At 61.7% G+C, this 18,816-nt stretch carries 19 protein-coding genes, 1 pseudogene and 1 riboswitch; of the genes and pseudogenes, 8 read left to right on the top strand and 12 right to left on the bottom strand.

All coding sequences use genetic code 11. From position 1 onward, the window contains the following. Window positions 1–14: 14 nt before the first annotated feature. Genes CO666_RS14810 through CO666_RS14820 form a run of 3 tightly spaced genes read right to left on the bottom strand, consistent with a single transcriptional unit; the run spans window position 15 to window position 3,425 of the window. Entirely contained in the window at window positions 15–1,385 is a 1,371-nt protein-coding gene (locus CO666_RS14810; protein WP_097612857.1) for an MlaD family protein, read from the bottom strand. 8 nt (window positions 1,386–1,393) lie between these two features. Continuing rightward, window positions 1,394–2,239, bottom strand: coding sequence for an ABC transporter ATP-binding protein (locus CO666_RS14815; protein WP_085737424.1), 846 nt, complete (start codon window positions 2,237–2,239; stop codon window positions 1,394–1,396). Window position 2,240: 1 nt separating this feature from the next. Further along, window positions 2,241–3,425 (bottom strand): ABC transporter permease, encoded by a 1,185-nt coding sequence (locus tag CO666_RS14820; RefSeq protein ID WP_097612858.1) that lies wholly within the window; start codon window positions 3,423–3,425, stop codon window positions 2,241–2,243. Window positions 3,426–3,510: 85 nt separating this feature from the next. Here CO666_RS14820 and dgcA point away from each other — a divergent pair, with 85 nt between their 5' ends. Next, window positions 3,511–4,494: an N-acetyl-D-Glu racemase DgcA gene (gene dgcA / locus CO666_RS14825; RefSeq protein ID WP_097612859.1), complete on the top strand. Its 984-nt coding sequence runs from the start codon at window positions 3,511–3,513 to the stop codon at window positions 4,492–4,494. Here the strand turns inward: dgcA and CO666_RS14830 are convergent. Both CO666_RS14830 and CO666_RS14835 read right to left on the bottom strand, forming a co-directional pair. Continuing rightward, window positions 4,446–5,666 (bottom strand): MFS transporter, encoded by a 1,221-nt coding sequence (locus tag CO666_RS14830; protein ID WP_097612860.1) that lies wholly within the window; start codon window positions 5,664–5,666, stop codon window positions 4,446–4,448. The genes dgcA and CO666_RS14830 overlap by 49 nt on opposite strands. A 164-nt stretch (window positions 5,667–5,830) precedes the next feature. Beyond that, a complete protein-coding gene (locus tag CO666_RS14835) occupies window positions 5,831–6,670 on the bottom strand; it encodes a UDP-2,3-diacylglucosamine diphosphatase (protein WP_097612861.1) in 840 nt (279 codons plus the stop codon). A 246-nt stretch (window positions 6,671–6,916) separates the two neighbouring features. Here CO666_RS14835 and CO666_RS14840 point away from each other — a divergent pair, with 246 nt between their 5' ends. From CO666_RS14840 to CO666_RS14845, 3 genes are all read left to right on the top strand, one after another. Continuing rightward, complete coding sequence (locus CO666_RS14840; protein ID WP_097613043.1) at window positions 6,917–7,249, top strand: hypothetical protein; 333 nt, start codon at window positions 6,917–6,919, stop codon at window positions 7,247–7,249. A 70-nt stretch (window positions 7,250–7,319) separates the two neighbouring features. Then, window positions 7,320–7,463 carry a hypothetical protein gene (locus CO666_RS34165; RefSeq protein ID WP_179869688.1) on the top strand — a complete coding sequence of 48 codons (144 nt, stop codon included), beginning with the start codon at window positions 7,320–7,322 and terminating at the stop codon, window positions 7,461–7,463. Between the two features lie 97 nt (window positions 7,464–7,560). Then, window positions 7,561–8,310 carry a histidine phosphatase family protein gene (locus CO666_RS14845; protein ID WP_097612862.1) on the top strand — a complete coding sequence of 250 codons (750 nt, stop codon included), beginning with the start codon at window positions 7,561–7,563 and terminating at the stop codon, window positions 8,308–8,310. Between the two features lie 140 nt (window positions 8,311–8,450). Here the strand turns inward: CO666_RS14845 and CO666_RS14850 are convergent, their stop codons facing one another. From CO666_RS14850 to CO666_RS14860, 3 genes are read right to left on the bottom strand one after another with little or no spacing between them, the layout of a single operon-like run. After that, on the bottom strand, window positions 8,451–9,062 hold the full coding sequence (locus CO666_RS14850; RefSeq protein ID WP_097612863.1) for an ATP-dependent Clp protease proteolytic subunit: 612 nt from the start codon (window positions 9,060–9,062) through the stop codon (window positions 8,451–8,453). 46 nt (window positions 9,063–9,108) lie between these two features. Beyond that, the gene (locus tag CO666_RS14855; protein WP_097612864.1) at window positions 9,109–9,480 is read right to left on the bottom strand and encodes an SRPBCC family protein; all 372 of its coding nucleotides are present in this window, start codon (window positions 9,478–9,480) and stop codon (window positions 9,109–9,111) included. Further along, window positions 9,477–9,791 carry an ArsR/SmtB family transcription factor gene (locus CO666_RS14860; RefSeq protein WP_097612865.1) on the bottom strand — a complete coding sequence of 105 codons (315 nt, stop codon included), beginning with the start codon at window positions 9,789–9,791 and terminating at the stop codon, window positions 9,477–9,479. The genes CO666_RS14855 and CO666_RS14860 overlap by 4 nt, the downstream gene beginning before the upstream one ends. Window positions 9,792–9,873: 82 nt before the next feature. On the opposite strand from CO666_RS14860, the pseudogene CO666_RS14865 reads away from it, so the two are divergent. Beyond that, window positions 9,874–10,023, top strand: a pseudogene (locus tag CO666_RS14865) (TetR/AcrR family transcriptional regulator); the annotation flags it as partial. A 98-nt stretch (window positions 10,024–10,121) separates the two neighbouring features. On the opposite strand, the gene CO666_RS14870 reads toward CO666_RS14865, so the two are convergent. After that, the gene (locus CO666_RS14870; RefSeq protein WP_097612867.1) at window positions 10,122–11,561 is read right to left on the bottom strand and encodes an FAD-binding oxidoreductase; all 1,440 of its coding nucleotides are present in this window, start codon (window positions 11,559–11,561) and stop codon (window positions 10,122–10,124) included. Window positions 11,562–11,746: 185 nt separating this feature from the next. Next, a complete protein-coding gene (locus CO666_RS14875) occupies window positions 11,747–12,634 on the bottom strand; it encodes a LysR family transcriptional regulator (protein WP_097612868.1) in 888 nt (295 codons plus the stop codon). Window positions 12,635–12,737: 103 nt separating this feature from the next. On the opposite strand from CO666_RS14875, the gene CO666_RS14880 reads away from it, so the two are divergent. Further along, entirely contained in the window at window positions 12,738–13,358 is a 621-nt protein-coding gene (locus tag CO666_RS14880) for an NADPH-dependent F420 reductase (RefSeq protein WP_097612869.1), read from the top strand. Between the two features lie 160 nt (window positions 13,359–13,518). After that, window positions 13,519–15,831 carry an NADP-dependent malic enzyme gene (locus CO666_RS14885; protein ID WP_097612870.1) on the top strand — a complete coding sequence of 771 codons (2,313 nt, stop codon included), beginning with the start codon at window positions 13,519–13,521 and terminating at the stop codon, window positions 15,829–15,831. 66 nt (window positions 15,832–15,897) lie between these two features. Here CO666_RS14885 and CO666_RS14890 read toward each other — a convergent pair whose 3' ends face one another. Next, window positions 15,898–16,434, bottom strand: coding sequence for a ribonuclease H family protein (locus tag CO666_RS14890; RefSeq protein ID WP_097612871.1), 537 nt, complete (start codon window positions 16,432–16,434; stop codon window positions 15,898–15,900). A gap of 291 nt (window positions 16,435–16,725) precedes the next feature. Here CO666_RS14890 and CO666_RS14895 point away from each other — a divergent pair, with 291 nt between their 5' ends. Next, the gene (locus tag CO666_RS14895; RefSeq protein WP_097613044.1) at window positions 16,726–17,817 is read left to right on the top strand and encodes a DUF2865 domain-containing protein; all 1,092 of its coding nucleotides are present in this window, start codon (window positions 16,726–16,728) and stop codon (window positions 17,815–17,817) included. Window positions 17,818–17,847: 30 nt separating this feature from the next. Here the strand turns inward: CO666_RS14895 and bluB are convergent, their stop codons facing one another. Next, window positions 17,848–18,537 (bottom strand): 5,6-dimethylbenzimidazole synthase, encoded by a 690-nt coding sequence (bluB, locus tag CO666_RS14900; protein ID WP_097612872.1) that lies wholly within the window; start codon window positions 18,535–18,537, stop codon window positions 17,848–17,850. Window positions 18,538–18,579: 42 nt separating this feature from the next. Beyond that, window positions 18,580–18,765, bottom strand: a riboswitch (cobalamin riboswitch). Window positions 18,766–18,816 lie beyond the last annotated feature (51 nt).

Raw genomic sequence — 18,816 nt, forward strand, 5'->3', positions numbered from 1 at the left:
GCTGACTTCCCCTGTTAACGCCGCGTCCGGCCGTCATACTGCTTCACCGTGTCCCCGCCGAAGATCAGGCGTTGCGGGTTGCGGTCGAAGTTGGTGATCGTATCGTTCAGATTATTCACGGTTCCGCGCATGTCGTTAACGAGCGTCTGTACATCGCGCAGGCCGCCGCTCGAGAACTTCTGTAGATTATCGGCGATCGGCCCAATGCGCGCATTCAGGTTGTCGGCCACCTTCTTAAACGATTCGAGCGTATCGCGCGCCTCCGTGAACAGCGATTGTGTGTTATCGGTTCCGAGCAGCGCGTCGACTTTGATGAGAATGCCGTCGATGCGGGTCGAGGCCGAATTCAGCTTGTTGGTCAGCTGCGAAACGTCCTGGATCGTCTGGTCGATGTCTTTCTTGCGAGCCGAAACCGTATCGGCGACATCGCGGATCGAGGCGACGGCGGTGCGCGCATCCTTGGTCGCCTGCGCGATGTCGTCGACGGAACCCTTCACCTTGGCGGGGTCGATCTGAGCGACGAGCGTGTCGACGCGGTCGAGCGTCGCCTGAGCCTGCTTGCCGAAATCATTGAAGGTGGTGGCGGTTTCGTCGAATTTCTGGATCGCCCCCTTCAGATCACCCGAGGCGTCGGCGACGTTGGCGGTGATCTTCTCGGCGTTGGAAACGATGTTGTCGATCTTCTTGGCGTCAACAGCCTTGACCAGCGATTCCACCGCTTCAAGCGTCGAATCGACACGGCCGGAGACTGCCTTCACCGTATTGGAGAGTTCGCCGACGCTTTGCAGGAAGGCGTCGATATTGTCGGAATTCTTGGCCAGCGCATCCGAGAAGGTCTCGGCATTCTTGAACGTCTGCGTCAGCGGCGCGCGTGAATCCTGGATGAAGCCCTGGAGTTCGCCGACCGCGTCATTGGCGCGGTCGAGGATCTTGTCGGCGGTCGCCAGAAGATTGGTGACACTCGACTGGTCGGCGACGATGACGGCGCGTTTGCCGTTGTCGATCGCATGCTGGAGGATGCTTTCCTCGCCTTTGCGGCCGCCAGACAATTCGATATAGGCGGCGCCCGTCAGGCCCTGGATTTCAAGGGCGGCCTTGGTCGAGGGGTAGATCGGCGCATCGGTGCGCACCTGGGTGAAAGCAAGCGAATATTGCGGATCGTCGGCATCGATCGACAATGTCTGCACCGAGCCGATCTGGATGCCGTTGAAGCGCACCGGCGAGCCGACGCTGAGGCCATTGGCGGAACCCGGAATGCGTACGATCAGCTCGGTCATCGGGCCACCGCGGCCATATTCGGCCATCCAGTAGACGAAGCCGAAGGCCGCCGCGATCACCAGCACCGTGAAAAAACCGACAATTGTGTAGTTGGCTTTGGTTTCCATCTATCCGGTCACTTCCCACTCACGCCGTGCCGCGCGCCATCATCCTGCGGCACGATCGAGCGCGCCCGCTTACCCTTGAAATAGGCTTGCACCCACGGATCGTCATAGGCCAGCATGTCGTCGATCGTGCCTTCCACCATTACCCGTTTCTTTCCGAGCACGGCAATACGGTCGCAGACCGAAAACAGGCTGTCGAGGTCATGCGTCACCATATAGACAGTCAGCCCTAGGCTATCGCGCAGGTTGGCGATCAGCTCGTCGAATTCGGCAGCACCGATCGGATCGAGACCCGAGGTCGGTTCGTCCAGGAAGACGAGCTCGGGATCGAGCGCCAGGGCGCGGGCAAGGGCGGCGCGCTTGATCATGCCGCCTGACAGTTCGGACGGGTATTTGTCGGCGGCATCGGCCGCCAGACCCACCATCCGGATCTTCAGATGCGCCAGTTCGTCCATCAGCGAGCGCGGCAGGTCGAGATATTCGCGCATCGGCACCTGGATGTTTTCCTTGACCGTCAGCGACGAAAACAGCGCCCCCTGCTGGAACAGCACGCCGAGCCGCATGTCGAGCGCATTGCGCTGCGGCTCGTCGAGTTCGTCGAAGTCCTGGCCGAGAATCTTGATCGTGCCGGAGCGGCGCGGCAGGAGCCTCAGCACCGTGCGCATCAGCACCGACTTGCCGGTGCCCGACGCGCCGACGAAACCGAGGATCTCGCCGCGGTAGATATTCAGATTGAGATTGTCGAGCACGACCTTGGAGCCGAAGGCGACGGTGACGTCGCGCGCCGAAAGCACGATGTCCCTGCCCTCGCCGTCTTTCTCGATTTCGTTCGATTGCTCGTCCACGCGGTCCGCCATGCTAGAAATCGATCGCTGCATAGAACATCGCAAAAAGCCCGTCCATCAGGATGACGACGAAAATCGCCTTCACCACCGAGGCCGTCACATGCTGGCCGAGCGATTCGGCGCTGCCGCCGACCTTCAGCCCTTCGACGGCGGCGACGATGCCGATAACAAGCGCCATGAACGGCGCCTTGATCATGCCCGAAAGCACGGTCGACAGCGTCACCGCCTCATGCAGGCGCGACAGGAAGTTGGCGAAGGTGATGCCGGAATAACCCCAGGCGACGGCGGCCGCACCGGAAAGCGAGGCGAAATTCGCGAGCACCGTCAGAAGCGGCAGCGCGATGGTCAGCGCCACCAGTCGCGGGAAAATCAGCACGCCGATCGGGTTGAGCCCCATCACCTTCAGCGCATCGATCTCCTCGCGCATCTTCATCGAGCCGATTTCGGCGGTGATCGCACTGCCCGAACGGCCGGCGATCATGATCGAGGTCAACAGCACGCCGATTTCGCGCAATTGCAGGATGCCGACGAGATCGACGACGAAGACCTCGGCCCCGAAATAGCGCAGCTGGAAGGCGCCCTGCTGGGCAATGATCGCCCCGATCAGAAACGACATCAGCAGGATGATCGGAACGGCGCGAACGCCCATATGGTCGATCTGGTTGACGATCGAGGCCGGCGAAACGCCGCTGCCGCGACCGAACTTCATCTGCGCCCCGCGCACCGCCGAGCCGAGGATATACATGGAGGCGGCGAAATTGTCCCAGAGGTCATAGGTCATCCTGCCGACAGGCGCGAAAATGCGCGCGACAAGCGAGACCTTCTCCGGCTGCTCCGGCTCGGGTTTGGCCGGCTCCTCGGAAAACATCGCCAGCATTTCGTCGATATGCGGATTGGTGCCTTCGAAGCGAACCGTCCGTCCAGCCGCCTCTTCTTCCTTCTTCAGCCGGCACAGCAGCCAGATTCCGGCGGTATCGATGTCCGAAATATCAGAGAGGTCGACCGTCAGGTCGCCGCTCTTCTGATGAAGGAGCTTTTCGAAATCACGCAGCACGAGATGGATGTAGGCGCTGCGCCAATTGCCGCGGAGACGCACATGCTGCCCCGAGCCATCGGCATGGTCGTCCACGTCAAGCGAGGCAGCGTTGCGATTCTCGGCGTTCAAGATACTTATGTCTTTCAAGGCTTGCAGCGACATTGCCGAATCGCGAACGACCGTTCGACGACCGGCGCGTCAATATACAGAAGCAAGCTGCAATTTCCATGCTCGCAGGACAGCAATAATGCCGCGCACCCTTGATATCCAGATGATTTCCTTTCCGATTGCCGGGACCTTCACCATCTCGCGCGGCGCAAAGACCGAGGCCGAGGTGATTGGCTGCACGCTCACCGAAGACGGTGCGCGAGGGCATGGCGAATGCGTGCCCTATCGCCGTTATGGCGAGACCATGGAGAGCGTTTTCGCCCAGATCGAGGCCGCCCGCCCGCTGATCGAGGCCGGGATCTCGCGCCGCGACCTGCTCTCGACGATGCCGCCGGGCGCTGCCCGCAACGCCGTCGATTGCGCCCTCTGGGACCTGGAAGCCAAACGCACGGGTGAAAGCGTCGCGGCTCGTCTCGGCCTTGTCGAACTGAAGCCGCTCACCACCGCTTACACCATCTCGCTCGGCGAACCCGAGGTGATGGCCGCGCAGGCGCGCGAACATGCCGGCCGCGCGCTGCTCAAGGTCAAGGTCGGAACAGGCGACGATGAAAGCCGTATCCGCGCCGTTCGCGCCGCCGCACCCGATGCCGCCATCATCCTCGATGCCAATGAAGGCTGGCCGGAAGCGGTGCTGGAACGTCATCTTCATATCGCCGCACAAGCGGGCGTGGCTCTTGTCGAGCAGCCGCTGCCGGCCGGCCGCGATGGGATGCTCGCCGAAATCCGCCGGCCGCTGCTCGTCTGCGCCGACGAAAGCGTCCACCATACCGGCGATCTCGCGAGCCTTGCCGACCGTTACGACGCGATCAACATCAAGCTCGACAAGACCGGTGGCCTGACGGAAGCGCTGGTGATGAAGGCCGAGGCCGAACGGCTCGGCTTTTCCATCATGATCGGCTGCATGGTCGGCACCTCGCTTGCGATGGCGCCCGCCGTGCTGCTCGCCCAGAATGCCGATTTCGTCGATCTCGACGGCCCGCTGCTGCTGGCCCGCGACCGCGAGCCCGGCCTGCGTTACGCTGCTTCCCTGGTCTTTCCGCCCGAAAGCGCGCTCTGGGGCTGAAGGTAATAGGCTGAGATGACAAGGCCGAGGCCGGTAAACGCGACCAGCGCCATGACGTAATAGCTGACGACGCCGAGCCAGGCATAGAGATAACCCGATGCGAGCGTCATCAGCGCCATCGCCATGCCGACATAGAAGAAATAGGCGCCCTGCGCCGAGGATTCCTGCGTCTCCTGGACTGTCGCCACGATCCGCCGCTGCACGCCCGTATGCACGAAGGCATAGGTGAAGCCGTGAAAACATTGCAGCAGGAAAAAACCGGCAAAGCCGGTATTCATCGGAAAGAGGATCCAGCGGCAGACGCTGACGGCGCAGCCGAAGCGGATCAGCGTCCAGGCGTCGAAGCGCCGGCTGAGACGTTTCGACAGAAAGAACACCGTCACTTCCGAAGCGACGCCGGCGCTCCAGAGCAGGCCTACCTCGGTGCCCGATAGGCCGAGATGGTGCCAGTAGATCGACGAAAACGCGTTGAGCACCGCATGGCTCGACTGCTGAATGGCAACGCCGATCAGAAGCAGCAGCAGATGCGGTTCACGCAGGCCGCTGCCGGTGGCGGCCGGAATGTCGAGCGGCTGGCCGCGGCGCCGCGTCGGCCCTATGCGCGGACAGAAGATCGCCATGACCACGGTCATGGTAAAGCCGAACACCATAACATTCAGCACCATCTCGCCGCCCCACCGGCTGACCAGCTGGCCGCCGACCAGCGTCGAGACGATGAAGGCGATCGAGCCCCATACGCGCATCGACCCGTAATCGAGCCCCCAGCGGCGCACGCCCGAGATGACGATCGATTCGACGACCGGCACATAGGGAGCAAAGGTGGCGCCCTGCAGCGCATAGACGATCGTCACCGGCCAGAAACTCGTCGTCCAGAAGAGCGCGATCGCCGTCAGAAGCGACAGGCTGCCCGACCAGAGCAGCACGTCGGCGCGTTCCTTCAGACGGTCGGCGATCATCGCGACGATAGGCGCGACCAGCACGCGAACCACCATTGGTACGGCAAGGATAATGCCGATCTCGTGGTCGCTGAAACTGTGGGTTGCGAGCCAGACGGGAAAGAACGGCAGGACGACGCCGTTGACGAGCAGCGGCGCGCAATAGGAAAGCGCGCTGAGCAGCCGGAAGCGCGGCGGCGCTCCCTCACCTGTCGGAGAATGTTGAGCGGGAATCATCGGGGGACCTGAAGGAAACTAACCTTGTCCTAACACGGCACCCCGGAGGCGACTATTGCGAGAAATAGCCCTACTGAAACGTTTTAGAAAATAAATAGGGCCTGTCACCTGAAGGTAACGGCTATATTCCTGAGAACGCGGGCGCCGAGGCGCCGACACGAAAATCAGGCAGCTTGGGGTGCGAACTCTGCGTCTTCTCGCTCGACGGCGGCAAGGGCCGGCACAACGCTGGCAAGCGCCCGCCAAGTGATCAGTTCGAAGGTGCCGTCCTCATGTTCGGCGACCGCCGTGCAGCTTTCCACCCAATCGCCGGTATTGATGTAGCGGATGCCGTCCATATCCTGGATGATGGCATGATGGATGTGTCCGCAGATCACGCCGTCGGCGCCGCTTTTACGGGCTTCCTCCGTCACGACTCGCTCGAACTCCCCGATGAAGTTGACGGCATGCTTGACCTGGAGCTTCGCCCAGGCCGAGAACGACCAGTAGGGCATGCCGAGGCGGCGGCGCACGGCCGCCAGCAGGAGGTTGATGCGGATCGCCGTATCGTAGGCCCAGTCGCCGAGATAGGCGAGCAGCCGGGCGTTGCGGACGACGACGTCGAACTCGTCGCCGTGCAGGATCAGGTATTTTTTGCCGTCGGCGCCATCATGCATCATGCGCTCGACGACCTCGATGCCGCCGAAATGCATGCCCGGGAAGTCGCGCAGGAATTCGTCGTGATTGCCGGGGATATAGACGACGCGTGTGCCCTTGCGCGCCTTGCGCAGCAGCTTCTGGACGACGTCGTTGCAGACCTGCGGCCAGTACCAGCTGCGCTTCAGGCGCCAGCCATCGACGATGTCGCCGAGGAGGACGATCGTATCGGCCTCATGGTAGCGCAGGAAATCCAAGAGGAAATCCGCCTTCGCGGCCTTCGAGCCGAGATGGACATCGGAAATGAAGAGCGTGCGGAAATGTCTGGGTTCCATCATGTCTATCACGAGCTGCCGCTCATGCCCCATCTTTCATCTAGCCTTCCAAAACCAGACTCGTGTTTCAGGAAGATGACAAGCTGGGGAAAAGCCCTGTAAACCTGCTCTTTCCGCCCGGATGGCAACGTCGATCCCGTCCGGCCCCGAAGCTCGCAATACAACACCGGGGAATCGGATCATCTTATTTTTCAGCCGCGAGGTTCGGGATCTTTCCCGCATACCGAGAATCAAATTAACAGCAATCGCCGATCAAGGCATAACCCCGGGGGATTGATGATGCGCGCCCGCACCGCGACAATAATGATTTCTATTGCACTGCTTGCAGGCTGTGCACCGACGCAGCAGCAATATGATGCGACCGTCACGCTGCTGGAAGGCAGCGCGAGAGCGAGAAATGAGTTCGTCAAAGAGTGCGCAAAGGATTTCGACGCAAATCAGCGTCATACCGCCGGGATTGTGACAAACGTCTCGGACAAGGACGCTCCCAGGGTCGCCTGCCAGCGATATCTGGCGGCCGCGATCTCCGGTCGCGCCACGTATCAGGATCTCCTCGACATCAAGGCTCACCGTTTTACGCCAAAGCTCGTCAAGATCTTCCAGGGCCGCTGATCTTCCCGAAGACGCCCTTTCACTTTTGGAACCGAATCCTCCCGAGTGTTTAAGCCTCGGGAGAATGAAAATGGACGAAGACACCGTTGAGCGGTCGATCAGCCATATGGCGATGATCATGCCGGCGCTTGCCGCGATGGAGACTGTTCAATCCATCGGCGAGACCGTGAACAGGAGCGACGGGCCGCGGAGATTCGGAGCGAGCGGAGACTAAGCGCTTCGCCCTCTCCCTTCTCGCCGGCAGTGTTGCCCTGTGGATCGGGCGCGTTCATGATGGCGACGATTCCATATTCGACACTGCGGGATGGCTGATGCGTCTCTTTCTCGTTCGCCACGGCGAATCCCTCGGCAACATCAACGAACGGGCCTATCGCCAATTCGGCGATCACAACGTGCCTCTGACGCAATGGGGCTATCGCCAGGCGGTCGAGGCAGGCACAGTCATCGCCTCCTATTTGAAGGGATTGCCGAGCCAAGGTTCTCCGCTCCACATCTGGTATTCGCCATTCCTGCGCACGCGCCAGAGCAAGGATGCGCTGCTCTCGGCCCTGCCGGAAAGCTCCGTCGGCGACATCCGGGAGGATTATCTGCTGCGCGAGCAGGATTTCGGTCTCTTCACCGAAATCTACGACCATGCCGAGCAGAAGCAGAAATTCCCCGAGGAATTCGAAAAATGGGCCAGGCTGCGCAACAGCAGCGGCAAGTTCTACGCCCGGCCGCCTGATGGCGAAAGCCGCGCCGATGTAGCCCAGCGGGTGCGGCTTTTCCTCCAGACGGTGATGCGCGATGCCGAAAGCGGCGACCACAACGTCGTCATCGTCGGCCATGGCGTCACCAACCGGGCGGTCGAAATGAATTTTCTGCACCGCCCCGTCGAATGGTTCGAGCGATCCGACAACCCTGGAAATGCCGATATCACGCTGATCGAGGGAACGCGCCTGCAGGGATTCGAGTCGATCCTGCTTCACCAGGCGGCCGACCGGCAGCCCGGGCAGGAAGGCGAACTGCGCGATGCCTATGGCGCCGACGTGACGATTAAGCCGAAGACCGGCGGACCGTGATCAGGCTTTGAACCGAGCCGGCCGACAGGCGCGCACTTCAACATACGAAAATCCCAAACATACGAAAATCACAAGACTGCCTTTTGTAGATTTTGGGTCGCAGATGGGCATCTGCACCGCAGGTGAAAACCGGCGGCAAGTCATTGCTCGGTCGTGACTTCCCGAACCTGCAGGATGCGGTCGATAAGGCCCCATTCCACCGCCTCTTCCGCTGTCATGAAACGGTCGCGGTCCATCGCACGCTCGAAATCCTCGTAGGTGCGCCCACAATGCTCTGCGTAGAGCCGTGTCATGCGGTGCTTCGTCCGTCTCATTTCTTCCGCATGGATGAACATGTCCGATGCCTGCCCCTGGAAACCGCCCAATGGCTGGTGAAAATGGATGCTGGCATTGGGAAGCGCTGTGCGCTCACCCGGCTGGCCTGACATCAACAGGAACGAGCCCATCGAACGGGCGGTCCCCATGCACAGCGTATGCACCGGCGCACGGATGTAGCGCATCGTATCGTACATCGCGAGACCGCTGGTCACGACACCACCTGGCGAATTGATATAAAGATGGATCGGCTTCCTGGGATTTTCGGCTTCAAGAAACAGCAATTGCGCACAGACGAGCGCCGAGACGGTGTCGTTTACCTCGCCGTTGAGGAAGATGATCCTCTCTCTAAGCAGACGGGAGTAGATATCGAAAGATCGCTCCCCTCTGGAGGATTGTTCGACGACCATAGGGACGAGTTGCATCGCTTCGCGCATCGGCGAACTCCAATCGTTTGGGACTATGACGGGGATGCTTGCCGTGTCAGGCGGCGAGCATGAGGACCGGGCTGTTGCTGTTGGCGACCGAGCTCGTGAGACGCTCGAATGTCACGCCGGTCAATTCATGGATGATCCGCAGGCTTGTGCCGCCCGACGCGTTCGGCGTGATCGTGAAGGTGACGGTGCTTTCGAGGAAGGGCGGGCTTTCGTCGCGCAATTTGTAGCGAACCTCTTTGCCCGGTGTCTCGGAGAGCGATTGCGGATCGGCCAGCGCTTCCTTCGGCAGCCACTTCTCCCGGAATTCCGCAATGCTGATGGCCCGCCAGACCTTTTCCGGCGGCGCATCGAGTTCGTATCTCTGTTCGAAGCCGGTTTGCTGTTGTTTGGTCTGCGCTAGGGTCTTCACCTCGTTCATTGGTCCATATCCTTCAGCAAGAGCTTGAGAGCATCGATGCGGGTGGGCCAGTAGGCACGATATTTCGCCAGCCATTCTGCGATGAGGGCGAGCCCGTCCGGATCGACTTGGTAATTCACGAAACGTCCCTCCCGCTGTTCGCGCACCAGTCGTGCCTCCCGCAACACTGCGAGGTGTTGGGACATCGCCGGCTGGCTGATATCCATACCCTGCCGAAGCGCGCTGGCATTCATGCTGCCGTTCGCCAGCTTCTCGAAAATCGTACGGCGGGTCGGATCGGCCAAAGCCCGGAAAATATCATGCTCTATCATGACGACACATAAGCACACACTTATGCGATTCACAAGCCCTTTCCGGCGGCCCCTGAACGTCGACGATCGGAAATCCCTGATCCTCATCCGGCACGACACGGGAACCCGGCTCGAAATCGTCCGCCTGGCGGCGGACGAGGCATGGCTTACCCATGTTCTGAGACCCGACGGAGATCCCGGGTCCGACGATGCGGCTCTGCTGCAGGAATTGCTCGTCATCACCGATGGGTGACAAAGCAATCCGCCTGTCACCAGCCGAAGACGTAAAGCGCCGCGCGTTCTGCGTGACGCGCAGCGGCGGCTTCGACTTGCAGGTATCTATCGCTCCTCTCAGGCAGCCCGCACGGCCGCGGTCGGTTTCACATTCTGGTTCATGCGGAACAGATTGTTCGGATCATAACGCAGCTTGATTTCGGCAAGCCGGGCATAATTGGCGCCGTAAGCCATTTCGACCCGATCGGTCTCATCCTCCGGCATGAAGTTGATATAGGCGGTGCCGACTGCAAGCGGCTTGGTTGCCTCGAACAGCTCGCGTGCCCAGCCGATGCAGCTTGCGTCCATGCCGCTCTCCCGCCAGCGCGCATGCACATTCATGACGAAATGCGAGCTGCGCTGCGGAAATGCGGTGGCCTCGGTGGGGATGCGGCCAGCGGCTCCGCCGACATGGCCGACGAATATTTCGCATTCCGGCCCCGGCAGTTTGCGCACAGCGTTGAGCAAAACGTCGATTGCCGCATCAGAGAGCGAAGCAAAGTCCTGGCTCTTCCAGTAGTTGCGCGCACCGGGTGTGAGCAACGGATCGAATGCCTGCTGCCAGCCGGTGAACGGCACCGGGCCGACGACGTCGGCGATGGGTTTTCCGATCGCGCGCAATCTGGATGTTGCCTTTTCCCCGGCCGCCATGTCCCCGCAATAACACATGGCAAGCACCAGGACCTCCTTGCCATGCCATTCCTGGGGAAGGAACGGCAGCGGCGGCGCCTGGCGCATCACCACCCAGCAGGTCAGTTCATCGGGTGCCGCTTCCAGCGCCTGCCGATATTCCTTCAGCACCTTTTCCGCATCGGCAAAGGGGTGCACGACCAGCCCGGCGAGAACCTCGGTATTGAGCGGGTTGAGCTGGAACTCGAAGGAAGTGACGACACCGAAATTGCCGCCGCCGCCGCGCAATGCCCAGAAGAGGTCCGGCCTTTCCGTCTCGCTCGCCTTGACCAGTTCGCCGTCGGCCGTCACCACATCGACCGAAAGCAGATTGTCGACGGTCAACCCGAATTTGCGGGTCAGCCAGCCGAATCCGCCGCCGAGCGTCAGTCCGGCGATGCCGGTCGTGGAATTGATGCCGGTCGGCAGCACCAGTCCGAAGGCCATCGTTTCCTGGTCGACGTCGGCCAGCGTCGCGCCCGGCCCGATCCAGGCACGGCGTATCTCAGGATCGACGCGCACTGATTTCATGGCCGACAGGTCGATGACGATACCGCCCTCGCAGACCGCATTGCCGGCAATGCCGTGTCCGCCGCCGCGCACCGAAACGAGCAGATTGTTGTCGCGGGCGAAGCGCACCGCGCGCACGACATCGGCTGCACCCGCGCAGCGTGCGATCAGGCCGGGCCGGCGGTCGATCATCGCGTTCCAGATCGTCCGCGCCGCATTGTAATCCAAATCTTTGCCGGTCAGGAGATTGCCGCGAAATCCGGCGGCAAAGGCATCAATGGCCACGTCATTGACCATCGTCTGCCCCTTTTGCAGGGTCGTGAGGTTCAAATTGTCCATGATTTCCTCCATGCGACCGGCGCCCCGCACCGTCGCGGCGGCATTTTGCGCTTGCTGGGGCCGCCAAACAAGTTCCGAAAAGGATTAGCTCCCTGTGGCTGCAACTGCAGAAGTGGCATTCCATTGACTTCACGTCGGAAATTGATGTTCGCGGACGGCAATCCCTGCCGAGAGCCGACAGATATCTAACCCCGCAGCCCGCGCGCGATCGCATCGATCACCGCGCCGATCCGCCCCGGCACGAACCGACGCGATGGATGGACGGCGTGGATCGGCAGCACCAGTTTTCGCCAACCGGAGAGAACCTCCACAAGCCTTCCATCGGCTATGTCTTCCGCAACGAGATCGACGGGGATGTAGATGATGCCTGCGCCGGCGAGCGCTGCCGTCCTGAGTGCCTCTCCGTTGTCGATCTCGATGTTGCCGCGCACCGCGACCGTGAAACTCTCCCCGTCGTCCGTCTCGAACGGCCATTCGTCGCGCGGAACGAGATTGAGATTGAGGATGCAGCGGCCGAGGCGAAGATCCTCGGGCCGCTCCGGCGCCGCAAATCGTTCAAGATAGGCCGGAGAGGCGCAACAGACGAAATGATAGCTGCCGACCCGGCGCGCAATCAGGGAGGATGGCTTCAATTCGCCGATCCTGATCGCCAGATCGTAACCCTCGGCCACGAGATCGACATTGCGGTCGCTGAGATTGAGCTCGACGGAAAGTGCCGGATGCCGCTCCGCGAGCTCGGCCATGACAGGCGCGAGCCGCTTGATCCCCAGTGTCGTCGGGGCGCTTACACGCAGGCGTCCAGACAGGGCCTCGACATCAGGGCGGGAGATGTCGTTGAGCTCCTCCAGCTCGTCGATGATCCTGTTTGCCTTGACCAGAAACCGAGAGCCGATCTCGGTCAGCCGCTGCGTGCGCGTGGTGCGTTCGATCAGCTTAACTCCGTACTCCTGCTCCAGCGCCTGGATGCGCCGGCCAACCATCGCAGGCGAAATGCCAAGCCGCTTCGCCGCTCCGGCAAAGCTTCCCGATGTCGCGGCGGCAATGAGGGTCTGCAGGTTCAAAAGATCGGGCATTCGATACTTTTATGCAGTTCTATTATCGCAATCAATGCAATTAACGAATGAATTGCTTGGATGTATCTCTTTGTCATCCCATCGGATCATAGGAGAAAGCACAATGAAAACAGCAATTATTGGCATTGGAAACATGGGCACGGGCTTGGCCGCGCGTCTCGCCGGCAAGACTGATCTCGTTATCGCCAGCCGCAACGATACGGCTGCACGCAGCCTTGCCGAAAGCCTCAACATCGAGAGCGCCCCCATCACGGAAGCGATCGCCGCCGCCGGAATCGTGGTCCTTGCCGTTCCCTATGCGAGCGCGCTTGAAATTGCCGCTTTGCCGTCCCTCGCAGGTAAGATCGTCGTCGATATCAGCAATCCGTTGAAACCTGATTTCTCCGGCCTGCTCTTCGGCCACGAGACTTCCGCCGCCGAGAAGATCCAGAAGGCTGCCGCCGGCGCCAAGGTCGTCAAGGCCTTCAACACCATCTTCGCCGAGCTCTTCAACGCGCCCCGCGACGCCACGTCGAAAGTGCCGGTATTCGTCGCCGGAAATGATGAGGACGCGGTGGAAAAGGTTTCGCGTCTAGTCGTCGACTCCGGATTTGCAATCGAAAAGTCCGGCGGCCTTGACGCCGCGACACTTCTGGAACCGCTCGGCATGCTCAACATCCGCCTCGGCTACGGCCTCGGCCGCGGAACCGCCATTGCGCCTGCCTGGGTCAACATCGCCGCCTGAGGGCTTACCACCGATAGCCAAGATGAACATCCCGTCCGTGAGGCCGGGATGTTTTTGCCGTTCGATCGAAAACTTCTCCCATCCCTCATTTCCATACTGTCGCCCGTATCCGATTGATGTATGGAGGGAACTCCAGAAAAAGACGTGCACGGAGGCGGCAATGGATCACCAAGAAAAATCCAAGACGGAAAAGAACCTGACGAGCGGTGATCTCGACGAACAGGCGCTCTTCTTCCACCGCTACCCCCGCCCCGGCAAGCTGGAGATCCAGGCGACCAAGCCGCTCGGCAATCAGCGCGATCTGGCCCTTGCCTATTCGCCCGGCGTTGCCGCCCCCTGCCTTGCGATCCGCGACAATCCGGAGATGGCGGCCGAATATACCTCGCGCGCCAATCTCGTCGCCGTCATCTCCAACGGCACCGCCGTTCTCGGCCTCGGCAATATCGGGCCGCTCGCCTCTAAGCCGGTCATGGAGGGCAAGGCCGTGCTCTTCAAGAAATTTGCCGGCATCGATGTCTTCGATATCGAGATCGACGCGGCAAGCGTCGACCAGATGGTCTCGACCGTCTCCTCGCTGGAGCCGACCTTCGGCGGCATCAACCTCGAAGACATCAAGGCGCCGGAATGTTTCGAAGTCGAGCGCCGTCTGCGCGAGAAGATGAAGATCCCCGTCTTCCACGACGACCAGCACGGCACGGCGATCATCGTCGCCGCCGCGATCCTGAACGGGCTGGAGCTCGCCGGCAAGAAGATCGAGGAGGTCAAGATCGTCGCCTCGGGCGCGGGTGCTGCAGCGCTTGCCTGCCTCAACCTGCTGGTGACGCTTGGCGCCAAGCGCGAAAACATCTGGGTCCACGATCTCGAAGGCCTTGTCTACGAAGGCCGCACCGAGCTGATGGATGAATGGAAATCCGTCTACGCCCAGAAGAGCGACACCCGCACGCTCGCCGAAAATATCGGCGGCGCCGACGTCTTCCTCGGCCTTTCGGCCGCCGGCGTGCTGAAACCGGAACTGCTGGCGCAGATGGCCGACAAGCCGCTGATCATGGCGCTCGCCAACCCGACGCCCGAGATCATGCCGGACCTTGCCCGTGCCGCCCGCCCTGACGCGATGATCTGCACCGGCCGCTCGGATTTCGCCAACCAGGTCAACAACGTCCTCTGCTTCCCCTATATCTTCCGCGGCGCGCTCGATTGCGGCGCCGAGACGATCAATGAGGAAATGAAGATGGCGGCCGTGCGCGCCATCGCCGCCCTTGCCCGCGAGGAACCGTCCGATGTCGCCGCCCGCGCCTATTCCGGCGAGACCCCGGTCTTCGGCCCCGATTACCTGATCCCCTCGCCCTTCGACCCGCGTCTGATCCTGCGCATCGCGCCTGCTGTCGCCAAGGCGGCCGAACAGAGCGGCGTGGCGCGCCGCCCGATCCAGGATTTCGACGCCTATCTCGATCAGCTGAACCGCTTCGTCTTCCGCTCCGGCTTCGTCATGAAGCCGATCTTCACCGCCGCCAAGGCGGCCGAGCGCAAGCGCGTCATCTTCTCGGAAGGCGAGGACGAACGTGTGCTGCGCGCCGCCCAGGTGCTGCTCGAGGAAGGTCTCGCCGACCCGATCCTGATCGGCCGCCCGCAGGTCATCGAAACCCGCCTGAAGCGCTACGGCCTGCGCATCCGCCCGCTGCAGGATTTCGAAGTCATCAATCCGGAAGACGATCCGCGCTTCCGCGAATATGTCGATCTCTATTTCTCCCTCGTCGGCCGCCGCGGCGTCATTCCGGAAGCCGCCCGCACCATCGTACGCACCAACACCACCGTCATCGGGGCGCTGGCGCTCAGGCGCGGCGAGGCCGATGCGCTGATCTGCGGCCTCGAAGGCCGCTACGAGAAACACCTTCGCGACGTCCGCCAGATCATCGGCAAGCGCAAGGACGTCCGCGATTTCTCGGCCCTCAGCCTGATGATCTCGCAGCGCGGCGCCACCTTCTTCACCGACACCTACGTCACCTTCAATCCGAGCGCCGAGGAAGTCGCCGAATCGACGGTGCTGGCGGCCGAGGAAATCCGCCGCTTCGGCATCACCCCGCGCGCCGCTCTCGTCTCGCATTCCAATTTCGGCTCGCGCGAATCCGAAAGCGCCACGAAGATGCGCAATGCCCTGCAACTCGTGCGCGATGCCGCCCCGGATCTCGAAGTCGATGGTGAAATGCACGGCGAAAGCGCCATCACCGAGGCGCTGCGCAAACGCGTCATGCCGCATACGACGCTGCACGACGAGGCGAACCTGCTGGTCTTCCCGAACCTCGACGCCGCCAACATCACGCTCGGCGTGGTGAAGTCGATGACCGACGGCCTGCATGTCGGCCCGATCCTGCTCGGCGCCGCCCTGCCCGCCCACATCCTCGCCCCGTCGGTCACCTCCCGCGGCGTCGTCAACATGGCAGCCCTCGCCGTCGTGGAAGCATCGCAGCCGGCATAAGCCGGCTCCTCATTTCGACATGCTCGGGCTTGTCCAGAGCATTTGCAACCGGTTGATATGCAACAGTTATCGGGCGCCCGGCAACGACAGGCGCCCTTTATCCGCAAGCCTATCCGCGCATTCATTGCCGGCAATGCCCGAATGCCCCTTGCACCAGGCAATCGTCGCCAGGGCGTTCCGGGAGAGCTGAAGGTCGACTGCCTTCCAGAGCTCCGCATTGGCGATCGTTCGGCTCCGGGCACTCCCATTCGGACTGCTTTTCTTCCAGCCGTTGTTCTTCCAGATATGTCGCCTGATATTGCAGCCTTTGACGACATAGACGGAATCCGACCAGATGATTGCGGCTTCGCCCGTTGCTTCGCTGTTGATCCACATGACGGCCTTGAGCACTGCGATCAATTCCATCGCATTATTGGCCGAATCTTCGACGCCACCGAAGCCGGAGGCGATTTCCGCGACATCGCGATAGACAACAAAAGCCCAGCCTCCGCGCCCGGAAACGGGTTCATAACAACCATCCACGAAGACCTGGAGACCGCGTCGGGCGTCTGGTACGCCGAATGTCGTTGCAGGGCAGTAAAGCTCGTCCGAAATGCCAGTCAATTCTCAGCCCTTTTTCGCCTTCACCGTGCGGCCGCGCAGGCCAGTGCGATCTGCGACCGGCCTGCTATCCCCAAGCGGACATTGGAACTGCATCGTCCGCCGCGTCAAGCATTGACATCAGCCAACTCTTCCCGATCTCCCGTAACGGAAGATGCCTGCAACCGCTGGAAAAAATCGCGAAAATGCGCTAGGAATTTAGCTCAGCTTCTTAAGAGAAACACGCTAAGAGAAACCACGCGGCGAAGTGACGTCGCATCGATCTTCGACCGTATGCTCATTTCGGGACGAGCCGTGAAACGCCGAAACCTCTCTCTTGTCCTTCTTCTTGCGTTGGCATCGCCGGCCGCCGCGCAGTCCAGCGCTATCTGCAACGACCTGCGCGGCCGCCTCGCGGACCTGCCGCGATCGATCGGCAATGGCAACGGCCCGGAAACGCGCCAATATTCCAGCGCGATGGCCGAGCAGAATCTCGAGCTGCGCAAGGTTCGCAACGATCTGCGCAGCTACGGCTGCACCTCGGGCAGCATGGTCGTGATCGGCGGCGAGAATGCCGATTATTGCGCCGAACTCTCGCAGGCCGAAGCCCGGATGATCGACAATATCCGCTACCTCCAAGATCGGCGCGACGAGCTGCGCAACCAGGGCGATGACGGCGCGCGCCGGGAACTGATGGCCGCTCTGGAGCGCAACGGCTGCAACAGCGAGAATTTCTATGCGCCGTCCGAACGCAGCGCCAACGATCCCGCCCCCAGCATCGAGGAACAGGCGATGCGCGGCGACACCTTCATTCCGCTCGGCGGCGGTGGAGAGGTGGATCCGCGTTACGGCCTGCCGCGGGCTGATATGCTCTCTCCCATCAGCACCATGTGTGTGCGCAGCTGCGACGGTGGCTTCTTTCCGATCAGCTCGAACGCCACCTCGGTCGATTTCGGCCGCGACGCTGAGACCTGCGCCAAGATGTGCCCCGGCATCGAGACGGAACTGTTCTATCGCGACGTGACCAGCACCGAAGCCTCGAACATGATCTCGGTCGCCACCGGCACACCCTACAGCGCCATGAAGAACGCCTTCGCCTACAAGAACCGCTCGCCCGGCGAAAAGAACTCCTGCGCCTGCAATCTCACCGCCTATTACGACGAGATGCGCGGCAAGCAGGCCTTGAGCGAGCCGCCGCAGCAGGGCTCGATCACATCAATCCGCACCAATCCGCCGGTAAAAGATACTGCGGCAGCAACAGCCCCGCAGCCATCTGTTCCCGATCGTCCCTACGACCCCACGCAGAACAAGGTCCGCCAGGTCGGCCCGCAATTCCTCGCCGGCGATCAGGGTTCGATCGACCTCGCCAATCCGGCAACGCCGGGGCCGCAGCCGCAACAGCAGTGATTGACCGAGCCGGGTTCGAAGGCACGCCGTTCAGCGCTCGCTCCGTCCCCAGCCGTCGTGAAAGACCAGTTCCCCGAGCGGCAGCCGCTGCCGCCAGCCTTTGACGGAGAGTTCCGGCTCGTCATAGAGCCGATCGACGAAACCGGCGCAGAGCCAGGCGACCACCTCGACATGCTCGGGTATGCCGAGAATGCTCTTCAGGTCGCCTTCGCGGAAGATACTGACCCAGCCGATGCCGATGCCTTCGGCGCGGGCCGCAAGCCAGAGATTCTGGATCGCGCAGACTGTGGAATAGCTGTCCATCCTCGGATTGTGCGTGCGCCCCAGCACCACGCTGCCGCTGCGGGTGGGATCGCAAGTCACGCATATGCCGAGCGGCGCCTCGACGATGCCTTCGAGCTTGAGGGAACGGTAGGCCTGTCGCCGCTCACCCTCGAACATCAACGCCGCCTCCTCGTTGGCCTTGGCAAAGGCGTCCCGCACGCGCGAGCGGACAGCGGCGCTTTTCACCAGAATGAAATTCCACGGCTGCATGAAGCCGACCGAGGGCGCGTGATGGGCGGCCGTCAAGAGCCGCGCCACGACATCGTCGGGCAATGGGTCGGGCAGGAACTGGCTGCGCACGTCGCGCCGCGTCATGATCGCGTGATAAACGGCCTCGCGTTCGGCCAAGGAAAAACCGGACGCCACTGACAGGGCATCCTCATCAAAGGGTCGCATCGTCAAATCCCCAACAACGCAACCGCCCGCCGTCCGCGCGGGTTGGGTCTATCTTGCCAGGCCGGTCTTCTGACTTGGCGTCATCCGCCTGCCGCAGCCTTCCCGGCAAAAGCCAGTGGCATAATGATGCGGCAGCGTCGGCCTTACAGCGTTGGGCACGTTCCGGTCTTGCACCGGATTCCCGATTCTCCCGCCTCACCGGCGGGCACCTGACGGCGCATCTATTTCAGGAAAGCGCGGTGGTGGCAAGGTGGCTCCGACGTCGCAATCGGGAACCAC

The organism is Rhizobium chutanense, assembly GCF_002531935.1.
Taxonomy (GTDB): Bacteria; Pseudomonadota; Alphaproteobacteria; order Rhizobiales; family Rhizobiaceae; genus Rhizobium; species Rhizobium chutanense.

Excerpts from the sequence above, each read along its gene's own strand:
- CO666_RS14810 (WP_097612857.1), bottom strand. The coding sequence starts at position 1,385 with ATGGAAACCAAAGCCAACTACACAATTGTCGGTTTTTTCACGGTGCTG.
- CO666_RS14815 (WP_085737424.1), bottom strand. The coding sequence starts at position 2,239 with ATGGCGGACCGCGTGGACGAGCAATCGAACGAAATCGAGAAAGACGGC.
- CO666_RS14820 (WP_097612858.1), bottom strand. The coding sequence starts at position 3,425 with ATGTCGCTGCAAGCCTTGAAAGACATAAGTATCTTGAACGCCGAGAAT.
- dgcA (WP_097612859.1), top strand. The coding sequence starts at position 3,511 with ATGCCGCGCACCCTTGATATCCAGATGATTTCCTTTCCGATTGCCGGG.
- CO666_RS14830 (WP_097612860.1), bottom strand. The coding sequence starts at position 5,666 with ATGATTCCCGCTCAACATTCTCCGACAGGTGAGGGAGCGCCGCCGCGC.
- CO666_RS14835 (WP_097612861.1), bottom strand. The coding sequence starts at position 6,670 with ATGGGGCATGAGCGGCAGCTCGTGATAGACATGATGGAACCCAGACAT.
- CO666_RS14840 (WP_097613043.1), top strand. The coding sequence starts at position 6,917 with ATGCGCGCCCGCACCGCGACAATAATGATTTCTATTGCACTGCTTGCA.
- CO666_RS34165 (WP_179869688.1), top strand. The coding sequence starts at position 7,320 with ATGGACGAAGACACCGTTGAGCGGTCGATCAGCCATATGGCGATGATC.
- CO666_RS14845 (WP_097612862.1), top strand. The coding sequence starts at position 7,561 with ATGCGTCTCTTTCTCGTTCGCCACGGCGAATCCCTCGGCAACATCAAC.
- CO666_RS14850 (WP_097612863.1), bottom strand. The coding sequence starts at position 9,062 with ATGCGCGAAGCGATGCAACTCGTCCCTATGGTCGTCGAACAATCCTCC.
- CO666_RS14855 (WP_097612864.1), bottom strand. The coding sequence starts at position 9,480 with ATGAACGAGGTGAAGACCCTAGCGCAGACCAAACAACAGCAAACCGGC.
- CO666_RS14860 (WP_097612865.1), bottom strand. The coding sequence starts at position 9,791 with ATGATAGAGCATGATATTTTCCGGGCTTTGGCCGATCCGACCCGCCGT.
- CO666_RS14870 (WP_097612867.1), bottom strand. The coding sequence starts at position 11,561 with ATGGACAATTTGAACCTCACGACCCTGCAAAAGGGGCAGACGATGGTC.
- CO666_RS14875 (WP_097612868.1), bottom strand. The coding sequence starts at position 12,634 with ATGCCCGATCTTTTGAACCTGCAGACCCTCATTGCCGCCGCGACATCG.
- CO666_RS14880 (WP_097612869.1), top strand. The coding sequence starts at position 12,738 with ATGAAAACAGCAATTATTGGCATTGGAAACATGGGCACGGGCTTGGCC.
- CO666_RS14885 (WP_097612870.1), top strand. The coding sequence starts at position 13,519 with ATGGATCACCAAGAAAAATCCAAGACGGAAAAGAACCTGACGAGCGGT.
- bluB (WP_097612872.1), bottom strand. The coding sequence starts at position 18,537 with ATGCGACCCTTTGATGAGGATGCCCTGTCAGTGGCGTCCGGTTTTTCC.